General features: G+C 63.8%; 20 protein-coding genes and 2 pseudogenes. 15 read left to right on the top strand and 7 right to left on the bottom strand.

What is annotated here, in order from left to right; translation table 11 throughout:
• Nucleotides 1-420 precede the first annotated feature (420 nt).
• The 4 genes from H8F24_RS04495 to H8F24_RS04480 are packed head-to-tail and all read left to right on the top strand — an operon-like array spanning nucleotide 421 to nucleotide 4,491.
• The gene (locus H8F24_RS04495) at nucleotides 421-1,866 is read left to right on the top strand and encodes an acetate--CoA ligase family protein (RefSeq protein WP_197171147.1); all 1,446 of its coding nucleotides are present in this window, start codon (nucleotides 421-423) and stop codon (nucleotides 1,864-1,866) included.
• Nucleotides 1,850-2,344 carry a hypothetical protein gene (locus tag H8F24_RS04490; RefSeq protein ID WP_197158106.1) on the top strand — a complete coding sequence of 165 codons (495 nt, stop codon included), beginning with the start codon at nucleotides 1,850-1,852 and terminating at the stop codon, nucleotides 2,342-2,344. Before H8F24_RS04495 ends, H8F24_RS04490 begins: the two co-directional genes overlap by 17 nt.
• Before the next feature lie 14 nt (nucleotides 2,345-2,358).
• Entirely contained in the window at nucleotides 2,359-3,579 is a 1,221-nt protein-coding gene (locus H8F24_RS04485; protein WP_197171145.1) for a cytochrome P450, read from the top strand.
• 3 nt (nucleotides 3,580-3,582) lie between these two features.
• Nucleotides 3,583-4,491, top strand: a complete 909-nt coding sequence (locus H8F24_RS04480) for a TauD/TfdA family dioxygenase (protein WP_231598097.1) — start codon at nucleotides 3,583-3,585, stop codon at nucleotides 4,489-4,491.
• A 271-nt stretch (nucleotides 4,492-4,762) separates the two neighbouring features.
• On the opposite strand, the pseudogene H8F24_RS19175 reads toward H8F24_RS04480, so the two are convergent.
• A pseudogene (locus H8F24_RS19175) lies at nucleotides 4,763-5,832 on the bottom strand (ISAs1 family transposase).
• Between the two features lie 305 nt (nucleotides 5,833-6,137).
• Here H8F24_RS19175 and H8F24_RS04465 point away from each other — a divergent pair.
• From H8F24_RS04465 to H8F24_RS04430, 8 genes and pseudogenes are all read left to right on the top strand, one after another.
• Nucleotides 6,138-7,381 (top strand): annotated as a pseudogene (locus tag H8F24_RS04465) (PQQ-dependent sugar dehydrogenase).
• A 158-nt stretch (nucleotides 7,382-7,539) separates the two neighbouring features.
• The gene (locus tag H8F24_RS04460; RefSeq protein WP_370594675.1) at nucleotides 7,540-8,652 is read left to right on the top strand and encodes an S-(hydroxymethyl)glutathione dehydrogenase/class III alcohol dehydrogenase; all 1,113 of its coding nucleotides are present in this window, start codon (nucleotides 7,540-7,542) and stop codon (nucleotides 8,650-8,652) included.
• 294 nt (nucleotides 8,653-8,946) lie between these two features.
• Complete coding sequence (locus H8F24_RS04455) at nucleotides 8,947-9,597, top strand: hypothetical protein (protein ID WP_197171140.1); 651 nt, start codon at nucleotides 8,947-8,949, stop codon at nucleotides 9,595-9,597.
• 197 nt (nucleotides 9,598-9,794) lie between these two features.
• Nucleotides 9,795-10,661 carry an S-formylglutathione hydrolase gene (fghA, locus tag H8F24_RS04450; RefSeq protein ID WP_197171138.1) on the top strand — a complete coding sequence of 289 codons (867 nt, stop codon included), beginning with the start codon at nucleotides 9,795-9,797 and terminating at the stop codon, nucleotides 10,659-10,661.
• Between the two features lie 78 nt (nucleotides 10,662-10,739).
• Nucleotides 10,740-12,761, top strand: coding sequence for a tRNA uridine-5-carboxymethylaminomethyl(34) synthesis enzyme MnmG (gene mnmG, locus H8F24_RS04445; RefSeq protein ID WP_197158118.1), 2,022 nt, complete (start codon nucleotides 10,740-10,742; stop codon nucleotides 12,759-12,761).
• 9 nt (nucleotides 12,762-12,770) lie between these two features.
• A complete protein-coding gene (locus H8F24_RS04440) occupies nucleotides 12,771-13,892 on the top strand; it encodes a hypothetical protein (protein ID WP_197171136.1) in 1,122 nt (373 codons plus the stop codon).
• 99 nt (nucleotides 13,893-13,991) lie between these two features.
• On the top strand, nucleotides 13,992-14,663 hold the full coding sequence (locus H8F24_RS04435) for a chorismate lyase (protein WP_197171134.1): 672 nt from the start codon (nucleotides 13,992-13,994) through the stop codon (nucleotides 14,661-14,663).
• A gap of 155 nt (nucleotides 14,664-14,818) precedes the next feature.
• Nucleotides 14,819-15,328: a hypothetical protein gene (locus tag H8F24_RS04430; RefSeq protein WP_197158123.1), complete on the top strand. Its 510-nt coding sequence runs from the start codon at nucleotides 14,819-14,821 to the stop codon at nucleotides 15,326-15,328.
• Nucleotides 15,329-15,408: 80 nt separating this feature from the next.
• Here H8F24_RS04430 and H8F24_RS04425 read toward each other — a convergent pair whose 3' ends face one another.
• The 3 genes from H8F24_RS04425 to H8F24_RS04415 form a co-directional block, all read right to left on the bottom strand.
• A complete protein-coding gene (locus H8F24_RS04425; protein WP_197171132.1) occupies nucleotides 15,409-15,930 on the bottom strand; it encodes a DUF1269 domain-containing protein in 522 nt (173 codons plus the stop codon).
• A gap of 58 nt (nucleotides 15,931-15,988) precedes the next feature.
• Nucleotides 15,989-16,798, bottom strand: coding sequence for a hypothetical protein (locus H8F24_RS20100; protein WP_197171130.1), 810 nt, complete (start codon nucleotides 16,796-16,798; stop codon nucleotides 15,989-15,991).
• Between the two features lie 127 nt (nucleotides 16,799-16,925).
• Complete coding sequence (locus tag H8F24_RS04415) at nucleotides 16,926-17,495, bottom strand: SprT family zinc-dependent metalloprotease (RefSeq protein WP_197158129.1); 570 nt, start codon at nucleotides 17,493-17,495, stop codon at nucleotides 16,926-16,928.
• A 78-nt stretch (nucleotides 17,496-17,573) separates the two neighbouring features.
• Between H8F24_RS04415 and H8F24_RS04410 the strand changes: the two genes are divergently transcribed.
• Both H8F24_RS04410 and ligA read left to right on the top strand, forming a co-directional pair.
• Nucleotides 17,574-17,996, top strand: a complete 423-nt coding sequence (locus H8F24_RS04410; RefSeq protein ID WP_197158131.1) for a hypothetical protein — start codon at nucleotides 17,574-17,576, stop codon at nucleotides 17,994-17,996.
• A 106-nt stretch (nucleotides 17,997-18,102) separates the two neighbouring features.
• The gene (gene ligA / locus H8F24_RS04405) at nucleotides 18,103-20,166 is read left to right on the top strand and encodes an NAD-dependent DNA ligase LigA (protein WP_231598223.1); all 2,064 of its coding nucleotides are present in this window, start codon (nucleotides 18,103-18,105) and stop codon (nucleotides 20,164-20,166) included.
• Between the two features lie 51 nt (nucleotides 20,167-20,217).
• Here ligA and H8F24_RS04400 read toward each other — a convergent pair whose 3' ends face one another.
• Nucleotides 20,218-23,226, bottom strand: a complete 3,009-nt coding sequence (locus H8F24_RS04400; RefSeq protein ID WP_197171126.1) for a choice-of-anchor I family protein — start codon at nucleotides 23,224-23,226, stop codon at nucleotides 20,218-20,220.
• A gap of 580 nt (nucleotides 23,227-23,806) precedes the next feature.
• On the opposite strand from H8F24_RS04400, the gene H8F24_RS04395 reads away from it, so the two are divergent.
• Nucleotides 23,807-24,013 carry a hypothetical protein gene (locus H8F24_RS04395; RefSeq protein ID WP_197171124.1) on the top strand — a complete coding sequence of 69 codons (207 nt, stop codon included), beginning with the start codon at nucleotides 23,807-23,809 and terminating at the stop codon, nucleotides 24,011-24,013.
• A gap of 30 nt (nucleotides 24,014-24,043) precedes the next feature.
• On the opposite strand, the gene H8F24_RS04390 is transcribed toward H8F24_RS04395, so the two are convergent.
• Both H8F24_RS04390 and H8F24_RS04385 read right to left on the bottom strand, forming a co-directional pair.
• Complete coding sequence (locus tag H8F24_RS04390; RefSeq protein WP_197171123.1) at nucleotides 24,044-24,658, bottom strand: TVP38/TMEM64 family protein; 615 nt, start codon at nucleotides 24,656-24,658, stop codon at nucleotides 24,044-24,046.
• A gap of 74 nt (nucleotides 24,659-24,732) precedes the next feature.
• Nucleotides 24,733-25,440: a molybdopterin-dependent oxidoreductase gene (locus H8F24_RS04385; RefSeq protein ID WP_197171121.1), complete on the bottom strand. Its 708-nt coding sequence runs from the start codon at nucleotides 25,438-25,440 to the stop codon at nucleotides 24,733-24,735.
• Nucleotides 25,441-25,444 lie beyond the last annotated feature (4 nt).

Genomic DNA, 25,444 nt, shown 5'->3' with positions numbered 1-25,444 from the left:
TTGCGATTGAAGTTTATGGTCAAAGCTGCACACTGTCTCAAGCTCTTGCGCGTTCAGCGCGGGTTTCTACCGGGTATTGAGCCTTATTCTCTATGGATTAAGTGGGAGCTGGCAAGGTACTTTAAGATAGGAATGAACAGGCTGGCAACAGTAAAGGATCTGTGTCTGTCCACACTTCAGATCACGAGCTCTGAATACGAAAATAGCCTTCGCAATATTTCTGTCGAAACTTGCGATCCAGCCGGAAGAGTATTCCTGGCAATAGCTGACGCAACCCAGCGGAACATAGGCCTGCCCTCAAGGGCTATTCCAAGGGGCCGAGCGCTTCGAGGTGTCGATTCCTATTTGCTAATACTTCCCGCAAGTGAATACACGTGGAGGCCAGCCTTGGAATTGTTGCGATTATGCACTATTTTATCTTTGAACCAGGAGGATCGCCAGGAAACAGCTCAAATCCCTGCAAGATTGTTCAAATGCAAAAAAGATATGCAGGAGAGCCTCCCGCAAGGAGTCAACTCCTTGCGCTTGCTTGCGGCAGCTCAAGCGATGAACATTCCGACAAAACGAATCACCGGCAGATTGCACAGATATGGATGGGGCTTCACTTCAATTCTTATGGATAGTTCTGTAACGCAATTTGACAGCGCCATCGGCTGCAATGCCTCGAAAGACAAGCTCTTTACAAAAAATATTCTCCGTGACGCTGGCCTGCCAGTCGTTGAGGGCGAAGTGGCCAGATCAGTGGACCATGCCTGGCAACTCGCGAGTCAGTTTGGTTTGCCTGTTGTCCTCAAGCCCCGAAATGCTGATGGGGGCCTGGAAGTCCACGTGAGGTTATCCAGTGAGGAAGAAGTCAGAGAAGCCGCTAATGCGATTTTTGCGCGCAGTCATCAAGTCTTGGTTGAAAGATACTATTCAAGTCGTGACTATCGGGTTCATGTTCATCAAGGCTCAATATTCAGAGTGGTTGAGCGTCGCCCTGGATTTGTCAGGGGTGATGGTAAAAGTACCATTCTTGAGCTCTTAAGTCTTAAGAATCTCGAGATTGCGAAAGTCGTTGGCAGTCAGGGTGGACAACGCATGCCGATTGAGCTTGATCTGGAGGCCAAGCGGATGTTGGCCTATCAGGGGCTCACCCCGGCGAGCATCCCAACTGATGGGGATACTGTTTATCTTCGTGGGGCTGCAAACATCTCCCGCGGAGGTGAGATTGTTCCTGCTCTTGACAGTGCTCATCCCGATAATCTCCGCCTCGCAATTCGAGCAGCAGAGGCCTTACATCTTGACCTTGCGGGTGTAGATCTTCTGCTCCCTGATATCAGTGAATCATGGTTGCAGACAGGTGGCATCATCTGCGAGGTGAATGCTCAGCCTCAAATAGCAACTGGACACGATGTACTCCTAAATAAATTACTCGGAGGGGATGGACGTATCCCCATTGATGTTGTGCTAGGATTTGAGAGTGTGTTGCCTTTGAAGGACAGCCTTGACCGACGTCGCCGGCAGGGCGATTCTGGTGGTATTGGCTTGGTGGGCCAGGATGGCGTCTTCCTTGATGATGAGTGCTTGAGTGGGCCGCCTGAGGATCAGTTTCTGGCAACATCTATGCTGCTTGGCTGCCAGCATCTACGACATCTAATCTTGGCGCCTTGGCATGACTCTTTGGCCGTGGATGGGTTGCCCATTGATCGCTTCGACAAACTCATTGTTTGCACGAGTGCTGACAATCTATGCAATGGGCAGAGCCAATCCCTCCAACCGGAAGGGAAGCTGTGGTCAACGCTGAAGCAGATGTGCCATTCCTGTCATCGCACTGATACACTTGAAGCCCTGCTTGAATATTTTGTAAATGGTGGCCGAGAATAGGAAGATGATAGAAACTAGCTCAGCAGCCAAGCAATTCTATCCGAATGACTTGGAGCCGTATCAGTCGGCTTATCTGCATGGCGGTAAAGCTAAGGAGCAATGGTGTATTCAGCAAGTGAGCATTGATGGCGAGATCCTTCAAGCCATGGTGGATATTCTCAATCCTTTCTCCTCGTCAACAGATCCAGGAGGCTTTCATCTTTCAGTGTTCAGTTCGCAGGAGTTCTGCGCAGAGCTCAGTCTTTTCTGGTTGTTCAAAAAACTTGAATTGCCTTGCAAGGCCCAGGAAGCATGGATGCGCGAGTGCAGATGCTCTCTACGCAGGCCGATCCGCTCACGGCAGAACATCCGTGTCGACATGAAGTGCAAGTCGTTTCGGGTTATCGGTGGCATGGCCTATATCCATGCACGATTTACGGTTCGCGATTCTGGCGACGGTCTCTTCTTGTTGGAGCAGCGAGGAGGATTCCGTTGTTAGAATTCAATCTAGGCTTGGAAAGCAACATGCAGAGATCCTGGTCTTCGCACTCTCTATTGAGTGCTTTGGTGAATGACCCATATGCTGTGTATGCAGAGATGAGAAGGCTTGACCAGCCGCTCTTTATCCCCCATCATCCTGGTGAGGCTAATCGAGCTCAAGGGAAATGGCTGCTCAGTACTTATGCTCAAGCTCAGGCGGTGCTTGCGGATACTGTTCACTTCAGCAAACGCAGTGCAGATGCAAAGGGTGAGGAAGCTGAGGCAGGATTTGATGACAGCATGTTGTTTCAGGATGATCCTGATCACAAGCGATTGCGCCATTTGGTCGAGGGCTTCTTCCGAGGGAAACCCGTTTCTTCCTATGCAGAAGTTGTGAGGTGTAGCTCCATTGAGCTGCTAGAGGTTGTGGAACTCAATTCCGTGATCGATCTTGTTCCAGCTTATGCGGAGCTGCTGCCTCTCTCTGTTATTGCTCGTCTCATTGGGCTGCCACAGGAAGAAATACCACTCCTTCGAGACCTTTCGCGTAGGATTACAGCCGCCTCTGATGATCTTGCCGTCAACGATAGTTCACTCGCGGCCAAAGCTTTGGCTTTCCGCCAACTTCAGCAATTGTTTCAAGCGGGGCTCAAGGGCGCATGGCGACCGCGTGAGGATTCCTTGCTAGAGGCATTGCTAGATGCTCAAGAGGCTCATCTTCTTGCTGGCAACGAGGCAGCTGCGATGTTGATGCTGCTGATGTTTGCTGGGCATGAAACCACAATTGCTTTAATTGGTAGTTGTCTGAACTTATTGTTGAGCAATCCAGATCAACTTGGCTTGCTCCATGCCAACCCTGGTCTTATCAAGGGAGCAGTTGATGAGACTCTGCGTTTTGAAGCTCCCCTTCAGCGCTCGACCTTCCGCATGGCTATCGATGAGGTAGCCATCGGAGCGCATCGCTTCGTATCCGGTGATCAAGTCTCGGTCATCCTTGGCTCCGCAAATCGAGACGAAAAGATATTCACTGATGCCGACACATTCCAGATTGATCGATTCCCTAATCCGCATCTTGCGTTTGGTCGCGGCAGCTACCATTGTCTTGGGAGACATCTTGCTGTCATGGAAGCCGAGGTTGCTGTGCAGGCTTTTCTCCAGCACTTCCCTAGAGCTCGCATTTCAGGGGAAGTTGTCTGGTCCCGGAATAGCTTTATCCGATCTCTGCAGTCCTTGCCTGTGCTGGTTGGTGCGTGAGCTGTGAATCCGTCTGTTTTTAATAGTCAGAGACTGACTCGCTTTGTGATGGAGTCGTTGCAAGAGCGCGGATGGGCATTGGTGCCTGCTCCCCATGGGGGCATTACTGGACTTCGAAAACTTTCGGAACAGCTTTCCCTTGAGGTGCTTCCCAGTATCGGCAGGCAAGTTTATCAGGCTCCCTTTCCAGGGGGCACTCTGCATCATGCTCCCTGCGGGCAAAAGGAAGTGCTTGGACATTCTGAGCGTGCATATCGTCCAATTCTGCCCATGCCTGATCTCTGTATCTTTGCTGCACTCCGATCCATACCAGTCCACCTTGGTGGCCAACTCACATTGGTTGATGGAGAAAGCATGCTTTGGCATTTGCCGAGCAGCCTGGAGATGCGACTGCGACGTGAGGGAGTTGTCTACGAGATGGAGTGGGGAAAGGAGCGGTGGCAATCTGAATTCGGGCTTGATCATCGAGATGATCTTGAGATGTTATTGAGCACTTGCCCTCAACTGTCCTATCAATGGAAAGGGGAAATTCTGAGTCTTCTTTGGCGTCAATCCCCGCTGCGTCGCTCCTGGTCTTCAGGCCGTGAAGCTTTTGCCAATGGCATGCTCGCCCATCTTGCATCATTACCGGCTGGTGTCGATAATGCTGGCCAAATCTATTGCCATGCAAGCAATGGCATTTCCTGGGGTGGGGGAGGGCCATTTGCTGATAGAGAATTGGTGGAGATCATCAAGGCGCATCAGCGATGCATGCATATCTTGACTCTGGCCCCTAAAGAAATGGTTGTGATTGACAATACAAGGGTCATGCATGGTCGAAAAGCTTCCGCTGTTGCTGTAGGCGATGAACTGGTTTGTAGATTTGGCAGGCTGACCAAGCCAGCTCCAGCTGAACGATCAAGATGGTGCTGAGGTTTTGAATCTTTCGCGACCTTGTTCCCTCGCAGTCCTTGGGCTGGGCAACCCCTTCTGCCTGACATCTTGACACCCCGCCGTTGGGCTGAATTGAGTACCACCCTGATCGCGCATCGCAGCCAGTACCCGGCTGAAGCCGGCGAGTTCGAGCGGACGCTACGCGCTGAACTACTCCAGGCCTGGGACGTCAATCTGTCGACTGACACCGCGGCGGACAAGCATCTGCCACTCAGCAGCACTCCTGCAACGGCAGGGCTGATTCAAAGTTTCAGCACGGGTTGGGCAGTGCCCGCCGCCGCGCCATCTTCAGCATCGCCGTGATGTCGTGCATCACCGCCTGCATCCCAGCTCGGATCGACGGAAACCCCGCAAGCCTGAGCAGGTTCAATGCCAGGGTTCGCAGCGCGGCCATCGCCCCAGCGCCGTTCCCGCGGTAGCGGTGAGCATCTTCCTGGAGCTGGGTGTCACGAATCCAGTGCCAGCCTTCAATGCTCCAGCGGTCTCGCACCAGTTTCAGCAGGGCCACTGGGGTGGTGCGCAGGCTGGTAAGAAACAGGTGGGTGGCCTGAAAGGGCTTGCCTTCGCGGCTGCCGGTGGCCGCCACCTCGACGATCCAGCTGCTGCCGCCCCAGGCCTCACGGATATGGTCCGGGGCCTCTTTAGCCCGCAGGGTCCAGGTGATCTCCCGACCGTGGCTGATCTCGTGATCCGTTGCCACGAAAGGGATCTTGCGCTTCCCTTGGAACTGGCTCCGGATCTGGCGATGCAGCGTCTTCTGGTTGGCCTTGACGGTCAGGAGGAAGTCGGCCCCCTGCTCCTGGAGCTGCCGAAAAACGGCTTCTGCGTATGCAGGGCATCCGCCTGGATGAGCACGCCGTCCAGATCAAGCTCACCGAGAAGCTGGCGCAACACAGCTCGCTCGTGGTTTTCTCCGGTGGCATAGCAGGCCTGGCTGATCGCCACGCCCAGGGCGGCGGAGTAAAGCGTCACCTGGGCAATGAACGCCGAGCCGCCACCGGCGGTGGACTCGATGGAGCCTCGCAGGGTCTTGCCGTCACAGATCAACTGGTCGAGATCCGCTGCACCACCTGGGATCTGGGCGATTGTCCAGTCACGGATCGCAGCGCAGAGGGCCGCCACGTCCACCTGCAGGAAGAAGTAGCGGAAGGAGGAATCCGATGGCGGTCGCCGCAGCTCCTGGCCCAGCGCCTCGGTGAGAGCACCGTGGTGCCGGCGGGCAAAGCGTTCCAGATCCCGCAAGCTCTGGCAGCGGCTGAGGATTCCCAGCACCGCCACCAGCAGGAGGTACCAAGCCGGAAAGCGCACGCCCCGGCGCATGCGAGCGTCCGGAATCGCCTTGAGGTAGTTGATCAGATCGAGATCGGTTGCGGCAGAGGCGATTTCAGGCACCAAGCAGGGGCAAGCCTGCTCAGTTCACCCCATGGGGAGCACCGGCGCCAGAGCGACTGTGACGCACTTTGAATCAGCCTTGCCTGCAACGGCCCCAACGGGTATCGCGCCTGCCCTGAGCTGATCGACGGTTCCACCACATGCGGTGATCCCAGCAGACTGGAACCCTCAGCCCAGAAGGCATGCTCTCCTCCCTTCAGCGGTTTCGCAGCCACTCGGCCCCCTGGATCACCCTGGGGATCGGTTGTGCCGTCGTTGCGGCATTTGGGCTTGGACTGTCGCAGTGTGCCGCGCAAACTGGTGGCTCTGCTCAAACTGCCGCTTCCGGTGCCGCCCGCCCGGCCACCCTGTTGAGTCCGGATCCAGAGGGCTTGCCCGTGGAGCCGGTGACGCTGACCCCGGTGGTGCAAGGGCTGGAGCACCCCTGGGGCATGGACTGGCTGCCCAACGGCGATCTGCTGATCACCGAGCGGCCGGGACGCCTGCGGATCGTTCGGGCGGGGACGCTTGATCCTGTTCCGGTGGCTGGTGTGGCCCCGGTCGCCGCGGATGTGGTGGCCGAGCAGCTGTTCGCCTCAAGCCAGGGGGGGCTGCTCGACGTCGCGGTGCATCCCGGCTTCGCCGACAACGGTTGGGTGTATTTCAGCTATGCCCATGGCGATCAGCAGGCCAACGGCACCAGGGTCGCCCGGGCTCGCTTCGATGGACGGACCCTGCGAGGCTGGCAGGTGATCTTTGAGGTGAACCGGACCAAGGCCGGTGGCCAGCACTTCGGATCCCGTCTCGTGTGGTTGCCCGATGACACCCTGCTGGTGTCGATCGGTGATGGCGGCAATCCTCCGGTGAGCCTGGACGGCGCCTGGATCCGCCTTCAGGCCCAGAATCCGGCCAGTCACCTGGGTAAGGTGGTCCGCCTCCGCGAGGACGGCTCCATTCCATTCCTCCAGACAACCCCTTCGTAGGCCGTAAGGGAGCCAATGCGGCGGTGTGGAGTCTCGGCCACCGCAACATCCAGGGCATGACCTATGACGCGGTGCGCCGCAGCGTGTGGGCCACGGAGCACGGTTCGCGCGGCGGGGATGAACTCAACCTGCTGAGCCCCGGCATCAACTATGGATGGCCGATCGTGTCCCATAGCAGGGAATACGACAGTGGTCGTTCCGTGGCACCCACCAGCTCTTCGCCGGGATTCGCCGATCCGCGTCGGGTGTGGATGGCCACCATCGCTCCATCCGGCCTGGCCGTGATGCAGGGAGATCGGGTTCCCCAGTGGCGCGGCAACCTCTTCGCGGGTGGTCTGGTGGCCCGAAGCGTGCGCCGGTTGCAGTTGAATGAATCAGGCGATGTGATCGCTGAATCGATCATTCCCATCGGCGAGCGGGTGCGTGATGTGCGTCAGGGCCCCGATGGTGATCTCTATGTGCTCACCGATGCTCCGCAGGGCCGGCTGTTGCGGTTACGCCCCGCTGGGACGTAGCCCTGCGGCAGGGCGAGTGGCAGGAGTTACTCGTGCTGGCTCAACACGGCAACCTGAGGCGGTGGGCCAGGGGGGCTTGCACCATGCGTCTGGCCGCCGCCGTTGGGTCGGCCTGGCCCCGGCGACAGGAGAGGATGAGAACCCGAAGCACACAGCCGATGATCCGCTCCCGCGCCGCCGTGGCCTGGGCCCAAGGCCAGCCCCTGGAGGTCACCGAAGTGGACGTGGCTCCGCCTCGGGAGGGTGAGGTCTTGCTGCGGGTGGTGGCCTCGGGCGTGTGCCACACCGATGCCTACACCCTTTCAGGCGCTGATCCCGAGGGCCTGTTCCCTGCGATCCTGGGCCATGAAGGTGGCGCGATCGTGGAGGAGGTGGGCGCTGGGGTGACCTCGGTGGCGGTGGGCGATCACGTGATTCCGCTTTACACGCCGGAATGTCGACGATGCAAATTCTGTCTCTCCGGCAAGACCAATCTCTGCCAGGCGATTCGCACCACACAGGGCCAGGGATTGATGCCCGACGGCAGCAGCCGCTTCTCGAAGCAGGGGCGGATGATTCATCATTATATGGGTACTTCTACGTTCTCCGAATACACCGTACTTCCGGAGATCGCTGTGGCGAAAATCAGCAAGCAGGCACCGCTCGACAAGGTTTGTCTGCTTGGCTGCGGGGTGACAACTGGCATCGGTGCTGTGCTCAACACGGCCAAGGTGGAGCCCGGCAGCACGGTGGCCGTGTTCGGTCTGGGTGGTATCGGCCTGGCGGTGGTGATCGGCGCGGTGATGGCCAAGGCCTCGCGGATCATCGGCATTGATCTGAACCCGGAGAAGTTCACGATTGCCCAACAACTTGGCGCCACTGAATGCCTCAACCCGCATGATTACGCTGCCCCGATTCAGCAGGTGCTGATCGACCGCACTGATGGGGGTGTGGATTATTCCTTCGAGTGCATCGGCAACGTCGATGTGATGCGTGCCGCCCTGGAGTCCTGTCACAAGGGCTGGGGTGAATCCACGATCATCGGGGTGGCGGGTGCCGGCCAGGAGATCAGCACCCGTCCCTTCCAGCTTGTGACCGGCCGGGTCTGGCGTGGCTCGGCCTTCGGTGGTGTACGAGGCCGCACCGAGTTGCCCGGTTACGTGGAACGATTCCAGAAGGGAGAGATCCCCCTCGATACGTTCATCACCCACACGATGGGGCTGGATGAGATCAACCGCGCTTTCGAGCTGATGCATGCGGGCCAGAGCATCCGCTCGGTGATTCACTTCTGATCGGCTGCACCATGACGTCAGACCGGCGATTGCCTCTCCAAGGGTATTCACCCGAAGGGTCATCGTTCTGGCAGGCGAATGATGGGTCCTCTTCAGGCAGGCAAAACCATTGCAGGGTAAATTGAATGATGTGAAAAATCCTAATGCTGATGATTCTTCGGCAAGACAGCCGAGGCGGAGACAAGGGGATCGATTGAAAGTGGGATCTCACGGAATTGCTGTCGACAGATTCGACGCCTGATCCGGTGAATCGATGGATGGCCATCTAGCCGACAACCAACTGAACACCCATCCATGCCTCTTCCAGCTGCTGCGAGCCATCCCGCAGGGACTCGAAAGTCCTTCAATAGTCTCGCCAAGGCGCTGGCAGGCTTGGCGGGCATGGCCACCTTTCTATTTCTTCTGGCGAACTTCTACGCGGCATCTAAAATTCCCAAATGTCCGCATATACCAACGCTCGTCAACTGCACCAATAAGGCGTATCCGGTTCTGGGTGGCGCCGATGTCGTTTCCTTTTTCGGCCGTGCGGATGGCACTCCTCCCGCGCGGGGCAAGCCGGCCTATAGGCACGTTCATCTTGGCTATACATACTATTTTCATAACAGCGAAAACATGAGGCGTTTCGCTGAGTCGCCAAGCCGGTTCATCCCCAGGAATGGCGGTTTCTGCTCCTGGGGAATCTCCAATGAATTCGAACCGGAGTTTGTATGGGCACGTGACTGCCTGGGTCCAGCCGTAAGCCTGAACGCATGGATCATTCGCAATGATCGCCTTTACCTGTTTCTTGCCGACAAGCCAGAAGAGAAGTTCGAGAAAAACCTTTCAGAGAACGAGAAGAAAGGTGATCGGCGCTATCTCGCATGGTTTCCTGAGCAGGGATTCAAAATGAACACGACATGTGTCTTCGAAGACCACAGGCGTCTGGATATAGAGATTCCGCCTTAAAGTTATCTCTTGTTGGCCGCGGTATGGTTGGCGGTGGGTCGTCTTGGGTGGCCCCGGCTGTCTTCCTGGGGGTTGATGCAGTGGCTTCAATTCAGCATGTCCGCACCCGGCTCTGCATCCTGATCAAGCATCCATCCGTTCTTGGAACATCTTTCCAGGACAGATAAGATAGGCCGAATCACTGCGGGTCCACTGGGATGCTCACCCTGCTCTCCGAGAGTCGCAGCTTCGGCGGTCTCCATCGCCGCTACCGGCACCGCTCCCGGCAGCTGGCCTGTGAGATGGTGTTCGGTGTGTTTCTGCCTCCCCAGGCCCTCGCCGGCGGGTCTGTTCCGGCCCTTCACTGGCTGTCGGGCCTCACCTGTACCGATGAGAACTTCGGCCAGAAGGCCGGTGCCCAGCGGCTGGCGGCGGAACTGGGCCTGGCCCTGGTGTTGCCCGATACCAGCCCGCGCGGGCACGAGGTGCCGGGCGATCCGGATGGCGGCTGGGATTTCGGCCATGGCGCCGGCTTTTATGTGGACTCCTGCGCCGAGCCCTGGCGTCGCCACTACCGCATGCACAGCTATGTGGTCGAGGAGCTGCCGGCCCTGGTCGAGGCGGAGCTGCCGATTCGCTCCGATCGGCGCGGCATCGCCGGTCATTCGATGGGGGGCCATGGGGCCCTGGTGTCCGGCCTGCGCCACCCGGGTCGCTACGCCTCCGTGTCGGCCTTCGCACCGATCGCCCATCCCAGCTTGTGCCCCTGGGGCCGCAAGGCGTTCGATCACCTGCTCGGTCCCGATCCTCTGAGCTGGGCTGCCTGGGATGCCTGTGGCCTGCTGGAGGGCGGCGCCACCCTGCGGGGACCCGACGGAGATCTCCTGTCGCTGTTGGTGGATCAGGGCACGGCCGATCCCTTCCTGGCCGAGCAGCTGCGGCCCCACGACCTCGAAACCGCCTGCAGGGCTGCGGGCCAGCCGCTGGAGCTGCGCCTTCAGCAAGGCTACGACCACAGCTATTTCTTCATCGCCAGCTTCATCGACGACCATCTGCGACACCACGCCCGCGCGTTGATCGGCTGAAGCTTCAGCTGCTCAGGTGCTCAGGTGCTCGCACCTCGCCCGCGCCCGCCGTGGCGGCACACGCCATACATTTCCCTCATGGCTTTCTCCGCACCCCCCACCGAATCCTTCGACGTGATCGTGGTGGGCGGTGGCCATGCCGGCTGCGAGGCGGCGATCACGGCGGCGCGGCTGGGGCTGTCCACGGCGCTGTTCAGCCTCAACCTCGATCGGATCGCCTGGCAGCCCTGCAACCCGGCGGTGGGCGGGCCCGCCAAGAGCCAGCTGGTGCACGAGGTCGATGCCCTCGGCGGCGTGATTGGTCGCCTGGCCGATGCCACGGCCCTGCAGAAACGGGTGCTCAATGCCAGCCGCGGTCCGGCGGTGTGGGCCCTGCGCGCCCAGACCGACAAGCGCCAGTACGCCCGCCAGATGCTGCAGCTGTTGCAGCACACCCCCAACCTGCACCTGCGCGAGGCGATGGTCACGGGGCTGGAGGTGGAGCTGGAGAGTGGTGAGCCCCTGCCGCCAGCCGCTTCCCAGGGCAGTGGCCCGATCAGCGGCCCCATTGGCCGCATCCTGGGGGTGCGCACCTATTTCGGCAGCACCTACGAAGCCGGTGCCGTGGTGCTCACCACCGGCACCTTTCTGGGGGGCCAGATCTGGGTGGGAAATCAGTCGATGCCGGCCGGTCGCGCCGGCGAGCAGGCCGCCGAGGGGCTCACCGAAGCCCTGCAGGCCCTCGGATTCCGCACCGATCGCCTCAAGACCGGCACCCCGGCCCGGGTCGATCGCCGCAGCGTGGCCCTCGATCAGCTGGAGGAGCAGCCGAGCGATGCCCACGACCGCTTCTTCTCCTTCGATCCGGCCAGCTGGGTGAGCGGCGAGCCGATGAGCTGCCACCTCACCCGCACCACGGCGGCCACCCATCAGCTGATCCGCGACAACCTTCACCTCACCCCCATCTACGGCGGCTTCCTCGACAGCGCCGGCCCGCGTTACTGCCCCTCGATCGAGGACAAGATCGTGCGCTTCGCCGATAAGGACAGCCACCAGATCTTTCTGGAGCCGGAGGGACGCGACACCCCGGAGCTCTACATCCAGGGCTTCTCCACCGGGCTTCCCGAGCGTCTGCAGCTGCAGTTGCTGCGCACCCTGCCGGGGCTGGAGCAGTGCGTGATGCTGCGGCCCGCCTACGCCGTCGACTACGACTACCTCCCGGCCACGCAGCTGAAGCCTTCGCTGGAGACCAAGCGGATCGCGGGGCTGTTCAGCGCCGGCCAGCTCAACGGCACCACCGGCTATGAGGAGGCCGCGGCCCAGGGCCTGGTGGCTGGCCTCAATGCGGCTCGGCGGCTGCGCGGCCAGGCGCCCGTGCAGGTCCCCCGCCAAGGCAGCTACATCGGCACCCTGATCGACGACCTGGTGACCAAGGATCTGCGCGAGCCCTACCGGGTGCTCACCAGCCGCAGTGAATACCGCCTGATGCTGCGCGGCGACAACGCCGATCGCCGCCTCACTCCCCTGGGCCGCGAGCTGGGCCTGATCGATGACCGCCGCTGGGCGATCTATGAGCGCAAGCAGGAGGCGATCGCGGCCGAGAAACGCCGGCTCGAAACCGTGCGTCTCAAGGGGAGCGATCCTGCGGCCGCGGCGGTGGAGGCCGAAACCGGCGCGCCGATCAAGGGATCGATCCTGCTGGCCGATCTGCTGCGCCGCCCCGGATTCCATGCCACTGCCCTGGTGCGCCATGGGCTGGCCGATCCGGAGCTGCCGGCCGTGGTGCGGGAAGCCGCTGAGATCGACATCAAGTACAGCGGCTATCTGGCCCGCCAGCAGCAGCAGATCGACCAGGTGCAACGGCAGGAGCATCGCCCGATCCCCGCCGACCTGGACTACGCCGCCATCGCCACCCTCTCCAGGGAGGCTCGCGAGAAGCTGGCGGCGATCCAGCCCCTCAGCCTCGGGCAGGCGGCCCGTATTCCGGGAGTGAGTCCGGCGGATGTGACCGCGTTGCTGCTCTGGCTGGAGCTGCGAAAGCGTCGTGAGGCGGCCGCAGCACCGTCCCCTTCGACCTCGTCAACCCTGGACAAGGTCGGTACGTTGAGGCGCTCTTCCTGAGACGCACGCGTGTCGCCCCGTCGAGGCATTCCCACCTCCCGGGCCTACTGGGAGCTCAAGGCCGATCAACTCCTCAACCGGGTCTTCGATCCGGCCCCCACGATCGAGGTGGAGTTGTGCGACACGCCTGTGGCCGGCTCGCTGTTCAGCGCCGCCGGGGTGTCTGCGGCGGCGACCCCGATGCCTGCAGAACAGGCCGTCCCCCCTGCGATGCAGGCTGTGGAAGCCGGACTGCAGATTGCAACATCTCCAGGCTCTGTCCCGGCGCCGATGGCTGTTGCCGAACCCATGGCGGCAGCCACAGCGCCGGCGGCGGCTGCCGCCCCGATGGCTGGAGCCCCGCCAGAGCCCCCGGATGCCCCTTTGCCGCACCATCAGCTCGTCGCTGATCCCCTGGCCGCGAGCGGTCGGCGTGGCATGGTGCCGAATGCAGTCCAGATCACCCGGATTCCCTGGCACCGCCGGCTCGGCGAGTGGGTCAGTGAGCGTCCCGGCCTGGCGCTCGCTGGTTTTGGTGGCACCTGCCTGGCCATGGGAGCCAGCTCGTTGCTCCTGCTCAGCCACTGGAACGCCACCCAGCAGGCCCTGCGTCAGGAGAGAAATCTGCTGCTGGTGGAGCGGCTGCGGGCACTGGGCCCTGCCGCCACAACCACGCCGGCCGGCAACACCGACCCTGCCGAAGGCAAGCGTGGCGCTCCCCCCGAGGAGGGAGTCAGTGCATCGCTGCCGCCGCCGCCGCCCGATGAGCCCTGGATGGAGGAGCTGGCCACGTTGCCCCAGGGCGGTGCCCCCACGGCCGCGCCCCTGAGGGTGCCCGTGAGTTCCTCGATCGCCACACCTGCCCCGGCCTCCAGCGGAGGCGGTGGGGGCTCTGCTCAGGCTTCAAGCGCCAGTGCAGATGGCTCTGAGGGAGGCGGCGGCGGTGGCGATGCTCCTCAGCTCGTGGGTGTGGTGCAGATCCCCGGCCGGGGAGGTTCGGCCATCTTCCAGATGGGCGGCACCTCCACCACGGCCGGAGTGGGCGAGTCGATCGGTGGCAGTGGCTGGCGACTGCGCTCAGCCACCGGCGACAGCGCCGTGATCGAGCGTGGTGGCCAGCAACGCCGCATCAGCATCAGCAGCGGTTTCTGAGGCCAGGGTTCCGCCATCCCGGTTGGATCCTCAGTTCCTTGTTCGGCGCGGTCGATCGAAGCCTCTGCCTAGGGTGAATCTCCGGGCCTGAGGCTGTGCATGACTGGGTCCGCTCCGTTGCTGCCCTCGCCTCGGATTCTCTGGCAGGCCCCGTATCAGGACGTGGTGGAGGCAACGGCGGGCCTGGATGCCGCCGCCACCCAGCCGCTCACCGGGCCCTGGAAGTTGCTGTTGCTCGGCGATGGCAGCCCGACCCGCCATCTGCAGTTGCTTACGGGTACGCCCGTGCAGGTGGAGCTGATTGCCATGGCAGCCGAGCCCGAACAGCCAGCTGGCGCCCATCCCCCGGCTGAGGTGGCTGAACTGGCCCCTCCCCTGTTGCGCCGCCAGGTGTGGCTGCGTTGCGGCGCCCATACCCTGGCCTGGGCCGAGAGCTGGTGGAATCAGGCGGAGGCGGAAGCCCATCTCCAGGATCGGCGCCTGCCCATCTGGCGCAGCCTCACCACTAACCGTGCGGAGCTGTTCCGGGAGGTGGATGGCCTGGCCCTTGTGGAGGCTCCCTGGCTGGAGCGGGGCTTCGGGGTGGCGGGACCGTTCTGGAGCCGCCATTACCGCTTCTTTCGCGGTGGTCAGGAACTGACTGTGATCCGCGAAGTGTTCTCTCCCTTGCTGGAGCATTGGCTAGGGCCCGCTGGTACCCCGGCAGTTGGATCCTCCGCAGCGATACCCAGCCATGCCTCGGTTGCCCCCAGGCTGGCCCACAGCCTCTAACGGCGGCCGCTTCTGATGTCGATCGACCTGATGTCCATTGGCACCCTTCTGAACAACGCTTTATGAAGTTGGTAACGCGTTGTCACTGTTTGTTGTTGACAGATTGACGACCTTCGTGGCCGCCGGAGCATGTGGACGTCTGAATCGATGCCGCCATGGCCAACTCTCACTCCCGGCGCACTGGCCCGCCCTCTCCCGGCCCGGCTGTGGAATGGCTGAGCCTCACCGACCTCGGTCGCCTTTATGGCGTTTCGGCCGTGCAGACGGGGCGCATCCTGGTGGCGGCTGGCCTGCGGGAACGCAGCGGCGAGCCGACCGCGGAGGCCTTGCGACTCGGCCTGGCCGTGATGGGGCCGCCTCGCCACCACCACCACAGCGCCCTCTGGAGCCGCCAGGGTTGTGCCTCGGTGCTGGAGGGTGATGGTCTGATGCCCATGGCCCAGCGCTCCCTGGTTTCGCTCTGGGCCGACCTGCTCAGCGCCCTCCAACTGGGAGCGCCTGGAATCAGCACCTCGGCCGAGGAGATGGCCAGCGAGTTGCCCCAGGAGCTGGTGCGGCCCGTGAACCTGGCCCTGGGTCAGCTCGGCTCCAGCTTTCGGGTCCAGCCACCGAAACGCAGCGGCATGGCTCAGCCCAAAGGTGGCCGGCGCGAGAGCCTCAGGTAGCGGGGAAGGCCTTTCCAGACCCCTGTTTCCAGACCCCTGGCATGATCCTGCCCACGCCAGGGCCAGGGGTGCCGCGAAACTCAGGCCAGCCGCAGGGCCTGGGCCTGCTTGCTCGCCTTGTCAAGCAGCTCGCGCAGATGGTCTTCGTCGGTGTGGCTGAGGTTGGTGCGCAGCAGCTTGGCGTGGGGGGCGTGGGTGCGCAGCCGCTCGATCACCCGATCCGGCGTGGCCTCCCGCACCAGCAGGCACAGGGCGGCACTGCCCTTGGGCAGGGTTTCGCCCAGCTCGCGCATGAAGGCGTCGTTGATGCCCAGATCCGACAGGGACCCGGAGGCGGCGCCCACCCCGGCACCCACGGCGGCGCCGAGCAGGGGATTGAGGAAGAGCAGGCCCACCAGGGTGCCCCAGAAGCCGCCGCCCAGGGCACCGGCGGCGGCCAGGTTGATCGCCTGGCGCAGGTGCACCTGGCCTTCCGAGTCGTGCTCCACTACCACGGCATCCTCCAGGGAAATCAGCTGCTCCCGCTGGATGTCCACCAGCTCCCGGCGGACCTGCTCGGCCTCCTCCACCTTCGGGAAGCTCACCACCACCAGACTGCTCATGATCTCTGCGCCAATGCAGGTTCAGGCTAAGCAGGGGGATGGGTACCGCTGGTCAGCTCTAGGGCCGGCGACGGCTGGATCGGGGCAGGGGCCGCCCGCCCGCTTCCCGCTCGATGGGCGTCGTGGGCGCCGTTGGAGTCGTGCCGGGGCTGGGACGCTGCCAGCGGGGTAGGCTGAAGTTGGCCTGATCAGGCCACTCTTCCTGGGTGTCTGGTTCGCTCCTGGGCGGCCTGGTTTCGGCTGGCCTGGCCTGGTCTGAACGGGAGTCGACCGGCTGGGAGGCGCGTGGGCCGGAGCTGGCGATCCGCGGGTTGGTGCCGGCGGATCCACCAGCCCGTTGGCGCCGGGAGATGGCTTCGAGGGGGCGCCGACCACCGGTGCCCTGTCCAGCACGGGACGCTCCCCGGTTGGAACGTCCAGCCCCGGACGGTTCGGTGGTGAACGGTTCGGCGTTGAACGATCCGCCGCTGGATGCTCCGGAGCCGGAACGCCAACGGGTCGAACGCTCGTCAGGAAATCGCCCATCACCGGACCCGTCATCACGGGAGCGCGTCACCGGCGGCTCGGGTTCAGGCCGGCGGGGGGTCGGGTCGTTCTGCTGCCAGGGTTCGCGCCAGTCGTCGTCGTTGTCATCGAGCAGCCAGTCGAGCTTGTCGCCCATCCAGCGGCCCAGGTCGTCGAGGCGTGGCCGTGAACCGGCTCGGGGGGTGGCTCCACGCCCTGACGGACGCGAGCCAGGGCGAGCCCCGGACACCCCATCCACCAGTTGCCGTCCCGCGCTCACCCAACGATCCAGCCGCTGCTCCAGCGGGTCATCGCCGCGCCGCCCACTGCCCGGCCGGGAGTTCCAACGGGGTTCGTCGCTCATCGGGCCACCTGCTCGGTTCAGCCTATCGACGCCGCCCCGCCAGCCACCGCTCCCGGCGCAGGCCCACCAGCGCGATGGTGAGACCGCCGAACTGCAGGGCCCAGAGAAAGCTGTCCATGGCGCGACCCTAGAGGCCTTGCCGAGCGGCCCCGACAGGCTCCTGGGCCGGCCTGAACACCAGCACGCAGCTGGCGTGCCAGAGCCCGTTGTGCCAGCGCTCGCAGCACTGGCGGCAGGCCAGGTTGCGGCGGCGGCGCTGGTAGCGGGCCTGCAGGCCGCATCGGGGACAGTGGGCGATCCAGCGGGTCGCGGTGGTGGGGACCGGGAAGCTGTGGCGCAGGCTCACCACGAAGTCGTGCTGGCGGGCGTTGATCGATGCCATGCGGGCGCGGAAGTGGGGGCCATGCACTTCCCGCAGGTCGAGGATCCGGTCCACCCAGGCGTGGATCATCTCGTGGCAGAGCGTGCTCAGGGTGGCCTGGCGCGGCAGCGGTTCCAGCAGCGGGCGCGACAGCACGATCTCGCAGAGGTCGCTGCCATCGGCGCGGCGGCCACGGCGGTAGAGGCCGGCGGTACGCGACAGGCGGCCATCGCTCCAGCGCAGGGTCACCAGCGGCTGCCCGCCGGGCGCCAGGCTGCCGTCGAAATGCTCCCGGTCGAGGCGGTGGAACAGGGGCAGCAGGGGCTCCAGGGTCATGGGGTTGGTGGTCCCGCGGCGACAGTCTGACCGGCCCGTCCGTCAGACTCCGGTGCTCTGAACTGCAGCCGCGCGCACATGGACTGGGGATTGGCCCGCACGATCGGTAGCAAGGCCCTGCTGGCCGGAGCCGGCGCCCTGCTTCTTTACTGGACCATCAGTGCCGTGCGGCTGGTGATCAGCGCCAGGGGGATCAACCCGCTGATCAAGCAGTTCTTCACCCAGGTGGCCAGCGGCCAGGTGGATGGGGCCTACCTGCTCACCACCAAGAACTACCGCTCCCACGTGAACCGCCAGCAGTTCATCCGCTTCCTGGCCGGCCTGCAGCTCAACAAGTACCGCAACCTCAAGAGCGGCCGCCCCCGCATTCAGGACGGCCAGGTCATCCTCACGGTGAAGCTCAAATCCGAAGGCAACGAGGAACTGCCGCTCGACTTCACCTTCGCCAAGGTCGACGAGGCCTGGCGGGTGGACCGCATCCAGCGGCTGGCCGCGGCCTGATCGCCAGCGCAGGATGGCCGCCGTGAGCACGACGGACCCGAGGGGCGGCGCCCCCAACGGCGGTGGCGGCCCAGCCCCGGGGGCCGCGCGGCAGCGGGCCGAGGAGCTGCGGCGGCTGCTCAGCCGCGCCGCCCATGCCTATTACGTGCTCGACGCCCCCGCGATGGAGGATCCGGTCTACGACCGGCTCTACCGGGAGCTGCTGGAGCTCGAGGGGACCCATCCTGAGCTGATCACGCCGGACAGCCCGACCCAGCGCGTCGGTGGGGCCCCGGCCGAGGGGTTCGTGAGTGTGGCCCACCGCATCGGCCTGCTCAGCCTCGATAACGCCTTCTCCCTCGAGGAGCTGGAGGCCTGGTACGGACGGCTGCTCAAGGTGCTGGATCGCCAGCCCCAGCCCGGCGCTCCCCTGCCGGCCCTGGCGATGGTGGGCGAGCTCAAGATCGACGGCAACGCCCTCGCCCTCAGCTACGAGCACGGCCTGCTGGTGCGGGCCGCCACCCGCGGCGACGGCGAGCGGGGCGAGGAGATCACCGCCAACGTGCGCACGATCCAGAGCGTGCCGCTGCGGCTCCAGCTCAAGCGCCCGCCGGAGTGGGTGGAGGTGCGCGGCGAGGCCCTGATCCCCGACGCGACCTTTGCCGCGATCAATGTCGAGCGGCAGGCCCGGGGCGAGGCCCTGTTCGCCAATCCCCGCAACGCCTGCGCCGGCACCCTGCGCCAGCTGGATCCGCGGGTGGTGGCCGCCCGCCGGCTCGATTTCTTCGCTTACACCCTGCATCTGCCGGACGACTGGCAGCCCGCCGCCGCTGATCCCCAGCGCCCCACCGGCCAGTGGCAGGCGCTGCAGTGGCTGCAGAGGGCCGGGTTCCGGGTGAATCCCAATGCCTCGCTTCTGAACGATCTGGCGGCGGTGGAGGCCTTCTTCGCCCAGTGGGAGGAGGGGCGCCGGCAGCTGCCTTATGCCACCGACGGCGTGGTGGTGAAGCTCAACGATCTGCGCCTGCAGGCCGATGCCGGCTTCACCCAGAAGGCACCCCGCTGGGCGATCGCGCTCAAGTACGCCGCCGAGGAGGCCCCCAGCAAGTTGCTGCGGCTGGCCTGCCAGGTGGGACGCACCGGCGTGGTGACGCCCGTGGCCGAGTTCGAGCCGGTCCCCCTGGCCGGCACCACGGTGAGCCGCGCCACCCTCCACAACGCCGACCGCCTGGCGGAGCTGGATCTCCATGCCGGCGACACGATCGTGGTGCGAAAGGCCGGCGAGATCATTCCGGAGGTGGTGCGGGTGCTGCCGGAGCTGCGGCCTGCGGCGGCTCCGCGGCTGGCCTTGCCCCAGACCTGCCCGGAATGTGGCTCGGAGCTGGTGCGGGAGAAGGGCGAGGCGGCCACCCGCTGCGTCAACAGCAGCTGCCCGGCGATCCTGCGGGGCGCCCTGCGCCACTGGGTCAGCAAGGGGGCCCTGGATGTGGACGGCCTCGGCGGCAAGCTGATCGAGCAGCTGGTGGATCGGGGCCTGGTGGCCTCGATCGCCGATCTCTACCGGCTCGATGCAGCCCTGCTGGCCAGCCTGGAGCGGATGGGCGAGAAGAGTGCCGCCAATCTGGTGGCGGCCCTGGCGGCCTCCAGAACCCAGCCCTGGCCGCGGCAGCTCTACGGGCTCGGCATCCATCACGTGGGGGAGGTGAATGCCAAGGCCCTGGCCCGCGCCTTCCCCAGCGCCGCCGATCTGGCCGCCGCCGCCGCCGACAGCCCGGAGCGGATCATCGCCGTGTTCGGCATCGGCGGGGAGATCGCCCAGAGCCTGCAGCAGTGGTTCGGCACCCCGGCCAACCAGGCCCTGCTGGCGGAGCTGGAGCAGCTCGGCTTCTCCCTGGCCTTCAGTGCGGCCGAGCAGCAGGCCATGGCCGGTCCCAGCGAGGGGGCCGCGGCCCTGGCGGCGCCCCTGGCTGGCTCCACCTTCGTGCTCACCGGCACCCTGCCCAGCCTCAGCCGCCGCCAGGCCCAGGAGCGGATCGAGGCCGCCGGCGGCAAGGTCACCGGCTCGGTGAGCAAGAAGACCAGCTACGTGGTGGCCGGCGAGGAGGCCGGCAGCAAGCTGGCCAAGGCGGAAAGCCTCGGAGTGGCGGTGCTGGATGAAGCGGCTCTGCTGGCCCTGCTGGCCGAAGCATGAAAAAGGGCCCAGCTGGGGGCCCTCAACATCATCGGCGGGTCACCCGAAGGCTCAGAGCACGCCGGTGTCCTGGATCAGGTTGAGCTGGCCACCCTGCACAAGGTTGCCGTTCTCGCCGATGTTGCCGTCGCGCAGGCTGTGGGCCTGTACGTCGGCCAGGAAACTGGTGCCGGGGAGCTGGTTGTAGAGGGTGGAGACATCAAGAATCCCGGAGGATTCCCAATTGCCCGGATCGGTAGCGCTGGGGTCGGTCTGGCCGTAGTCGGTAGGGACTGCGGTCCGATCGATCTGGGCCCAGCGTTCAGTGGAGGCCTGGCCCGTGATGGAATCTGTCTCGGTGGGGCTCACCTTCCAGATCGAGGCCTCTTCCTGGGCGAAGTAAGGCGCAGGCACCGAGCGATCTTCCTGCACATAGATTGACCCATCAGCCGACCAGGTGAGGTTGTCGGGGCTGCGGATGATCGTGGCACCGAAGGCGGCCTGTTCTTCGGGCGTATCGATCGCACTCCCGTTGGTAGTCTCCCAATCAGAAATTTCTCGATCGCCGTCATAAATCACGGTCAGATTGGTGCTGTTGTTTCCCGCAACAATCTCTCCATCAGGATTGAAAGCACCGCTGAGATCCAGGGTGATCAGGTTGCCGAAGGTGTCGGCCCCAGCAAAGGCCGAATTGCCGGTGGTGGCGAACACCACCTGCTGGCCATTGGTGGGATTGATGCTGGCGTCCTCCAGGCGGCTGAGCTGGAGCGCCCCGAGGGCGTTGGCGTTGGCTCGCAGGGTGGCCTCATCCCAGCTGGCCACTGTGGAGCCGTCGCCCACCAGCTCCCAGCTGCCGGCGGCGGCGGTGCCCAGGGCCAGGCCATTGAGGTCAGCGGTGAGGTCAGCGGAATCGGGTACAGCCACCGGATTGTCGACATCATCATCCGTGTAGTCCTGCTCGACCAGGCCAGCATCCGTGCCAATGCTGCCACCCGTCGGAACCCAGGTGTAGACATTGCCCTGGCTCGCCGCCAGGCCGTTGCGTTCCAGGAAAGAGGCCGCCGGATCCACCGACTTGCTGCCCACCCACAGATAGAGGGGGGAGGTGTTGTCATCCATCAGGATCACAGCCACGGTGTTCGCGCTGCCCGTGTCCACCTGCACGGCGGTTTCCCAGCCACCGCGGCCCAGCCCCGGCAGGGCGTAGAGGGTTTCGGTGGCGGTGTCGAGGGCATAGAAGAGACCCTCATCCGTCTCCTCACCGGTGAGGTAGATGGAATCCACAAAGCCATGGCCGGCCCCGAAACGGTCGGCTATCTCGAAACTGCCAGAACAGAAGCGATTGAAACCTCCGTTCAGCTGGGCGGCATCGGTGACCAGATTGCCGTTGGCATCCACGATGGTTGTGTAAGCGATCCCTCCATCGATCACCGCCGACTGGTAGCCGTTGCTGGCGTCATCATCGACGTCCTTGTCAACGATCAGCTTGTGGATGCGGGCGCCGTTGAGGGCCACACCGCCCACTACATAGGGGGTGCCGGTGCCGTTGTTGAGCTCGCTGTTGGCCAGCACGGTGTAGGTGCCATCTCCGTTGTCGTAGGCACCAAGGCCATCGAAGATGCCGGTGGGTGTGTAGACACTGGCGCCGGGCTCCAGGCCGTTGGTGAACTCACCATTGGTGATCAGACTGCTGATCTGCAGCTCGGGCCCTCCGGCCACATCCTTGAGCATCGTATGCTCGAAGACGCCCGCACTGCCGGGGCCAGGGGTGTTGATCAGAGCACTCAGGTCGAGGATGTCCAGGGTGTTGCTGACCTCATTGGAGATCACCAACTGGCTGCGGCGTGTGGGGCTGTCCTTGGCGGGAATCACCAGCAGGCCCTCGGGGGAGAGACTGCCCTCAATCACGCTGTGGCTGACGTACTGGCCATTCGTCGGCTCACTGATGTCGAAGATGACCAGGGTGGTCTTGAGGCCACGCTCCATCCCCACGATGGCGTAAGTGCGGCCGTCTTCCTGGATGGTCGTCACCGTCTCGGGCTCCACACCCTTGGCATCACTGCGGCCGTCGTCATACGTGCCCGCTGCGAAGGCGATTGTCTGAAGGCTGTTCCCGCTGTCCCAGACAAGCTCGCCGGTCTGGGCATCAAAGATGCTCACCGAGCGACTACCAAGGGAGACGTTGGTGGGCGTGCCATCAGAGGCCAGGATGGTGTCCAGTCGGCCATTGGCGGCAGCGGGATTGCGGGCTATATCTTCATAGTCTCCGTATTCCCGGGCATCCCCTTCATTGGCGGTGATGTAGTAGGTCTTGCCTTCCACTTGGAAGGCGCTGATACCATCGGGCATGCGTAAGCCGACAAAATCCTGTCCCAGTTGGGGCAGGAAGTCCTCGCCACCGTTGCTGCCATCTCTGTCGGAGAGATCTACGGCTAACTGGCTGTAATCGACTGAGCCCAGTTCGTGAATCGCCACGATGCGGCGGGTCCTCAGATCAACTACGGCCACGCCGTTGTTTTCCTGAAGGCTGACGTAGGCTTTGTCACCGAGAATGCTGATGTACTCTGGCTCAATGTCCTGGGATGCGGTGGTGCCGTCGGGACCGGAAATGCGCAGGCCAGTGGGTAGATCCAGGCCGTCAAAGCTGAGATCCGTATAGTTGAAGCGAGGGTTGAGTCTGGAGCCCTTGATGTCGATAATGCCAATCGAGCCCGCAGGATCGATGCCGTAGTCACCGCTGGGCTGGGCCTCATTGGCGATTACCAGTTGGCGTCCATCCTTGCTGAAGGCGATGCCGTCAGGCAGATAGCCGACTTCCACATCTCGCAACTTGGTGAGCCGGCCGTTCCTCCCCATCCGGAAAAAGCGCACCAGGCCCTTGGAGGGGATGTCGTCGTAGTCCGCCGGCGTGAGGGCCACAGCCACCAGGTTTCCGTAGGCTGCCACCGAGGTGCTGTTGTAGGCACCGCCGTAGCTACGGCGCTCCACCAGTTGCGGCGAGGCCGGATTGGTTGCATCGGTGATCTGAAGCGTTTGACCTCCCCCCGAGGAGAGCAGAAACAGCTTCTTGCCGAGTCGCACATAGGCAGAGATCTCGGTCTGGAGCTGTTCGCCAGTGGTGCCGCCTGGCGAAAGATCGAGACTGCCAAGTAAGGGATCGGCAGGGTCCGCATTGAAACGGAACCTGCGAGCAAACCTGGAAAGCTTGTCCTCAAATCGATCGAAGGAGAATGACCTCCGGCGTCCACGTCCACCATGCAGCGCTTGATTCAGACCGAAGAAGCCGTTTGATGAAGCGACCATGGATGAAATCCTAGGCTCTTGAAGCTCTCAGAGGCCCCGCCTTGTGATCACTAACAACTGTTTAAGAGCCTGAAATTATTCTGGCAAAGGTGTTTGCTGACATGTCGGCTTGTGTTCCTTGATGCACTGAGCCCTGTGCTGAGCTCGATCAGAGCGATTCCAGGGCCAGAGGCGTGCCGGTGGGCCCACCCGCAGAATCCAGGAGGGAGGACAGAGAGCTGCTGAGCTCCTGTTGAGCTCTGATCACGACTGAGCGGTTGACCCATGTCGCAGACAGGACATGGCTTTTCAGCGAACTCTTAGGCCAACCTGGCGCATGCGGCCCTTGCCGCTTCTGATTTGACCGTCTCTTTGTCCGATGCCCAGACCTCCTGCCTCCTCTGCGCCCCCGCCTGTCCCTCCGGCCGTCTTCCGCTGGATCAAGACCGAGTGCGGCCGGGCCAGCTACCTGGAGCTCGCCTCGCGCCCCGGCTTGCCGGCCAGGCTGCGGCTGGCCTGGTTCGTGCTGATCGCAGCGATCCGCGACTGGCCCCTGCCCGATCCGGACGCGCAGGCCGGGCCCTGAACCCGGGCAGGGATCCTGACGCGAGGCGCTTCAGCTGGATTCCTGCTGCTCCAGCGCCCGCCGGGCCGCCCTGCCCACCACCCACACCGAGCCCACCGTGGCGATGACCCCCAGAATCCGCAGGGCCCAGGTGCCGGCATCGGCCTGGCCGTGCAGCACGTCCCCGAAGCGGGCCACGTCGCCGGCCAGGGCACCGAGGGCACAGAAGAGCACGGTGCCAGGGAGGATGCCGATCAGGCCGATGCAGTAGTCGCGCAGGCTCACCTCGCTGAGCCCGTAGGCCAGGTTCAGCAGGCTGAAGGGAAATGCCGGCGACAGGCGGGTGAGCAGCACCAGGCGCAGCCCCTCGCGGCTCACGGCCACCTCGATCGCCTGCAGCTTCGGCACCGTCGCCAGCCGCCGGCGGGCCCAGTCGCGCAGCCAGTGGCGGCCCAGCAGGAAGGCGGCCACCGCCCCGAGGCTGGCGCCCACGAACACCACCACGCTGCCCCACCAGGTGCCGTAGAGGGCGCCCGCCAGCATCGAGGCCCACACGCCGGGCAGCAGCAGCGTGACCCAGAGGGCATACAGCGGCACGAAGGCCACGGCGCCGGCGGGGGAGCGCAGGGCGGGAAGGATCTGCTCGAGCAGGCCGGAGGCATCCATGGCACGAGCCTGGGAACGCAGCATTCTGGGGAAATGGACAACCCCTCCGCCACGCACTGATCAGACGGCGGACCTCAGAGCCCCGCAAACCACTCGTAGCCCTGGTCTTCCCAGGTGCCGCGGCGCTCGCCCAGGCTGGAGGCCACCCGCAGGCCCGTGACCCACTTGCTGAGCTTGTAGCCCAGTTTGATCGGGGTGGCGATCCGCACCGGGGCCCCGTTCGCCGCCGGCAGGGGCGCGCCGTTCATGCCCGTGGCCAGCAGGGTCTGGGGGTGGAGGGCCGAGGCCCGGTCCCAGCTGGAGAAATACTGATCGGCCGAGCTGATCTCCACGTAGCCCCCCAGGGGCGAGATCCCCGCCAGGCTGAGCACATCGGCCAGGCGCACGCCCGACCAGGCCACGATCGCCGACCAGCCCTCCACGCAGACGTGGCGCATGACCAACGTGTGTTGGGGCAGGGCCGCAAGAGCCGCCAGACCCAGGCTCTGGGGACGGCTCACCAGGCCATCGACCCGCAGGCGGTAGCTGCTGGGATCAAGCCTGGGCACGCCATTGAAGCTGTTGATCAGCAGGGCAGCCGGTTCCACCTGATCGGGCCGGAACAGCGGCACCGGCCCCCGACCCTGCAGCAGGGCTTCGAGACGTTCGTTCAGGGGTTGGGTGGCGTCGCCCACCGAGGAACTGAGGTCATTGAGCGCACAACCGCCCAGCAGCAGCGAGGAGCCACCGGAGATGCCCAGGCCCAGGAGCTGGCGGCGGCTGAGAACGGGTGTGCTGGGCATGGCA

Origin of the sequence: Synechococcus sp. CBW1002 (assembly GCF_015840915.1) — a bacterium.
Lineage (GTDB): Bacteria > Cyanobacteriota > Cyanobacteriia > PCC-6307 > Cyanobiaceae > CBW1002.
The sequence above is the reverse complement of the archived record's forward strand: the minus strand, read 5'-3'. Positions and strand labels throughout refer to the sequence as shown.

Excerpts from the sequence above, each read along its gene's own strand:
- H8F24_RS04415 (WP_197158129.1), bottom strand. The coding sequence starts at position 17,495 with ATGACCCTGGAGCCCCTGCTGCCCCTGTTCCACCGCCTCGACCGGGAG.
- mnmG (WP_197158118.1), top strand. The coding sequence starts at position 10,740 with ATGGCTTTCTCCGCACCCCCCACCGAATCCTTCGACGTGATCGTGGTG.
- H8F24_RS04460 (WP_370594675.1), top strand. The coding sequence starts at position 7,540 with ATGATCCGCTCCCGCGCCGCCGTGGCCTGGGCCCAAGGCCAGCCCCTG.
- H8F24_RS20100 (WP_197171130.1), bottom strand. The coding sequence starts at position 16,798 with ATGAGCGACGAACCCCGTTGGAACTCCCGGCCGGGCAGTGGGCGGCGC.
- fghA (WP_197171138.1), top strand. The coding sequence starts at position 9,795 with ATGCTCACCCTGCTCTCCGAGAGTCGCAGCTTCGGCGGTCTCCATCGC.
- H8F24_RS04425 (WP_197171132.1), bottom strand. The coding sequence starts at position 15,930 with ATGAGCAGTCTGGTGGTGGTGAGCTTCCCGAAGGTGGAGGAGGCCGAG.
- H8F24_RS04490 (WP_197158106.1), top strand. The coding sequence starts at position 1,850 with ATGGTGGCCGAGAATAGGAAGATGATAGAAACTAGCTCAGCAGCCAAG.
- H8F24_RS04435 (WP_197171134.1), top strand. The coding sequence starts at position 13,992 with ATGACTGGGTCCGCTCCGTTGCTGCCCTCGCCTCGGATTCTCTGGCAG.
- H8F24_RS04455 (WP_197171140.1), top strand. The coding sequence starts at position 8,947 with ATGCCTCTTCCAGCTGCTGCGAGCCATCCCGCAGGGACTCGAAAGTCC.
- H8F24_RS04390 (WP_197171123.1), bottom strand. The coding sequence starts at position 24,658 with ATGGATGCCTCCGGCCTGCTCGAGCAGATCCTTCCCGCCCTGCGCTCC.
- H8F24_RS04385 (WP_197171121.1), bottom strand. The coding sequence starts at position 25,440 with ATGCCCAGCACACCCGTTCTCAGCCGCCGCCAGCTCCTGGGCCTGGGC.
- H8F24_RS04410 (WP_197158131.1), top strand. The coding sequence starts at position 17,574 with ATGGACTGGGGATTGGCCCGCACGATCGGTAGCAAGGCCCTGCTGGCC.
- H8F24_RS04430 (WP_197158123.1), top strand. The coding sequence starts at position 14,819 with ATGGCCAACTCTCACTCCCGGCGCACTGGCCCGCCCTCTCCCGGCCCG.
- H8F24_RS04395 (WP_197171124.1), top strand. The coding sequence starts at position 23,807 with ATGCCCAGACCTCCTGCCTCCTCTGCGCCCCCGCCTGTCCCTCCGGCC.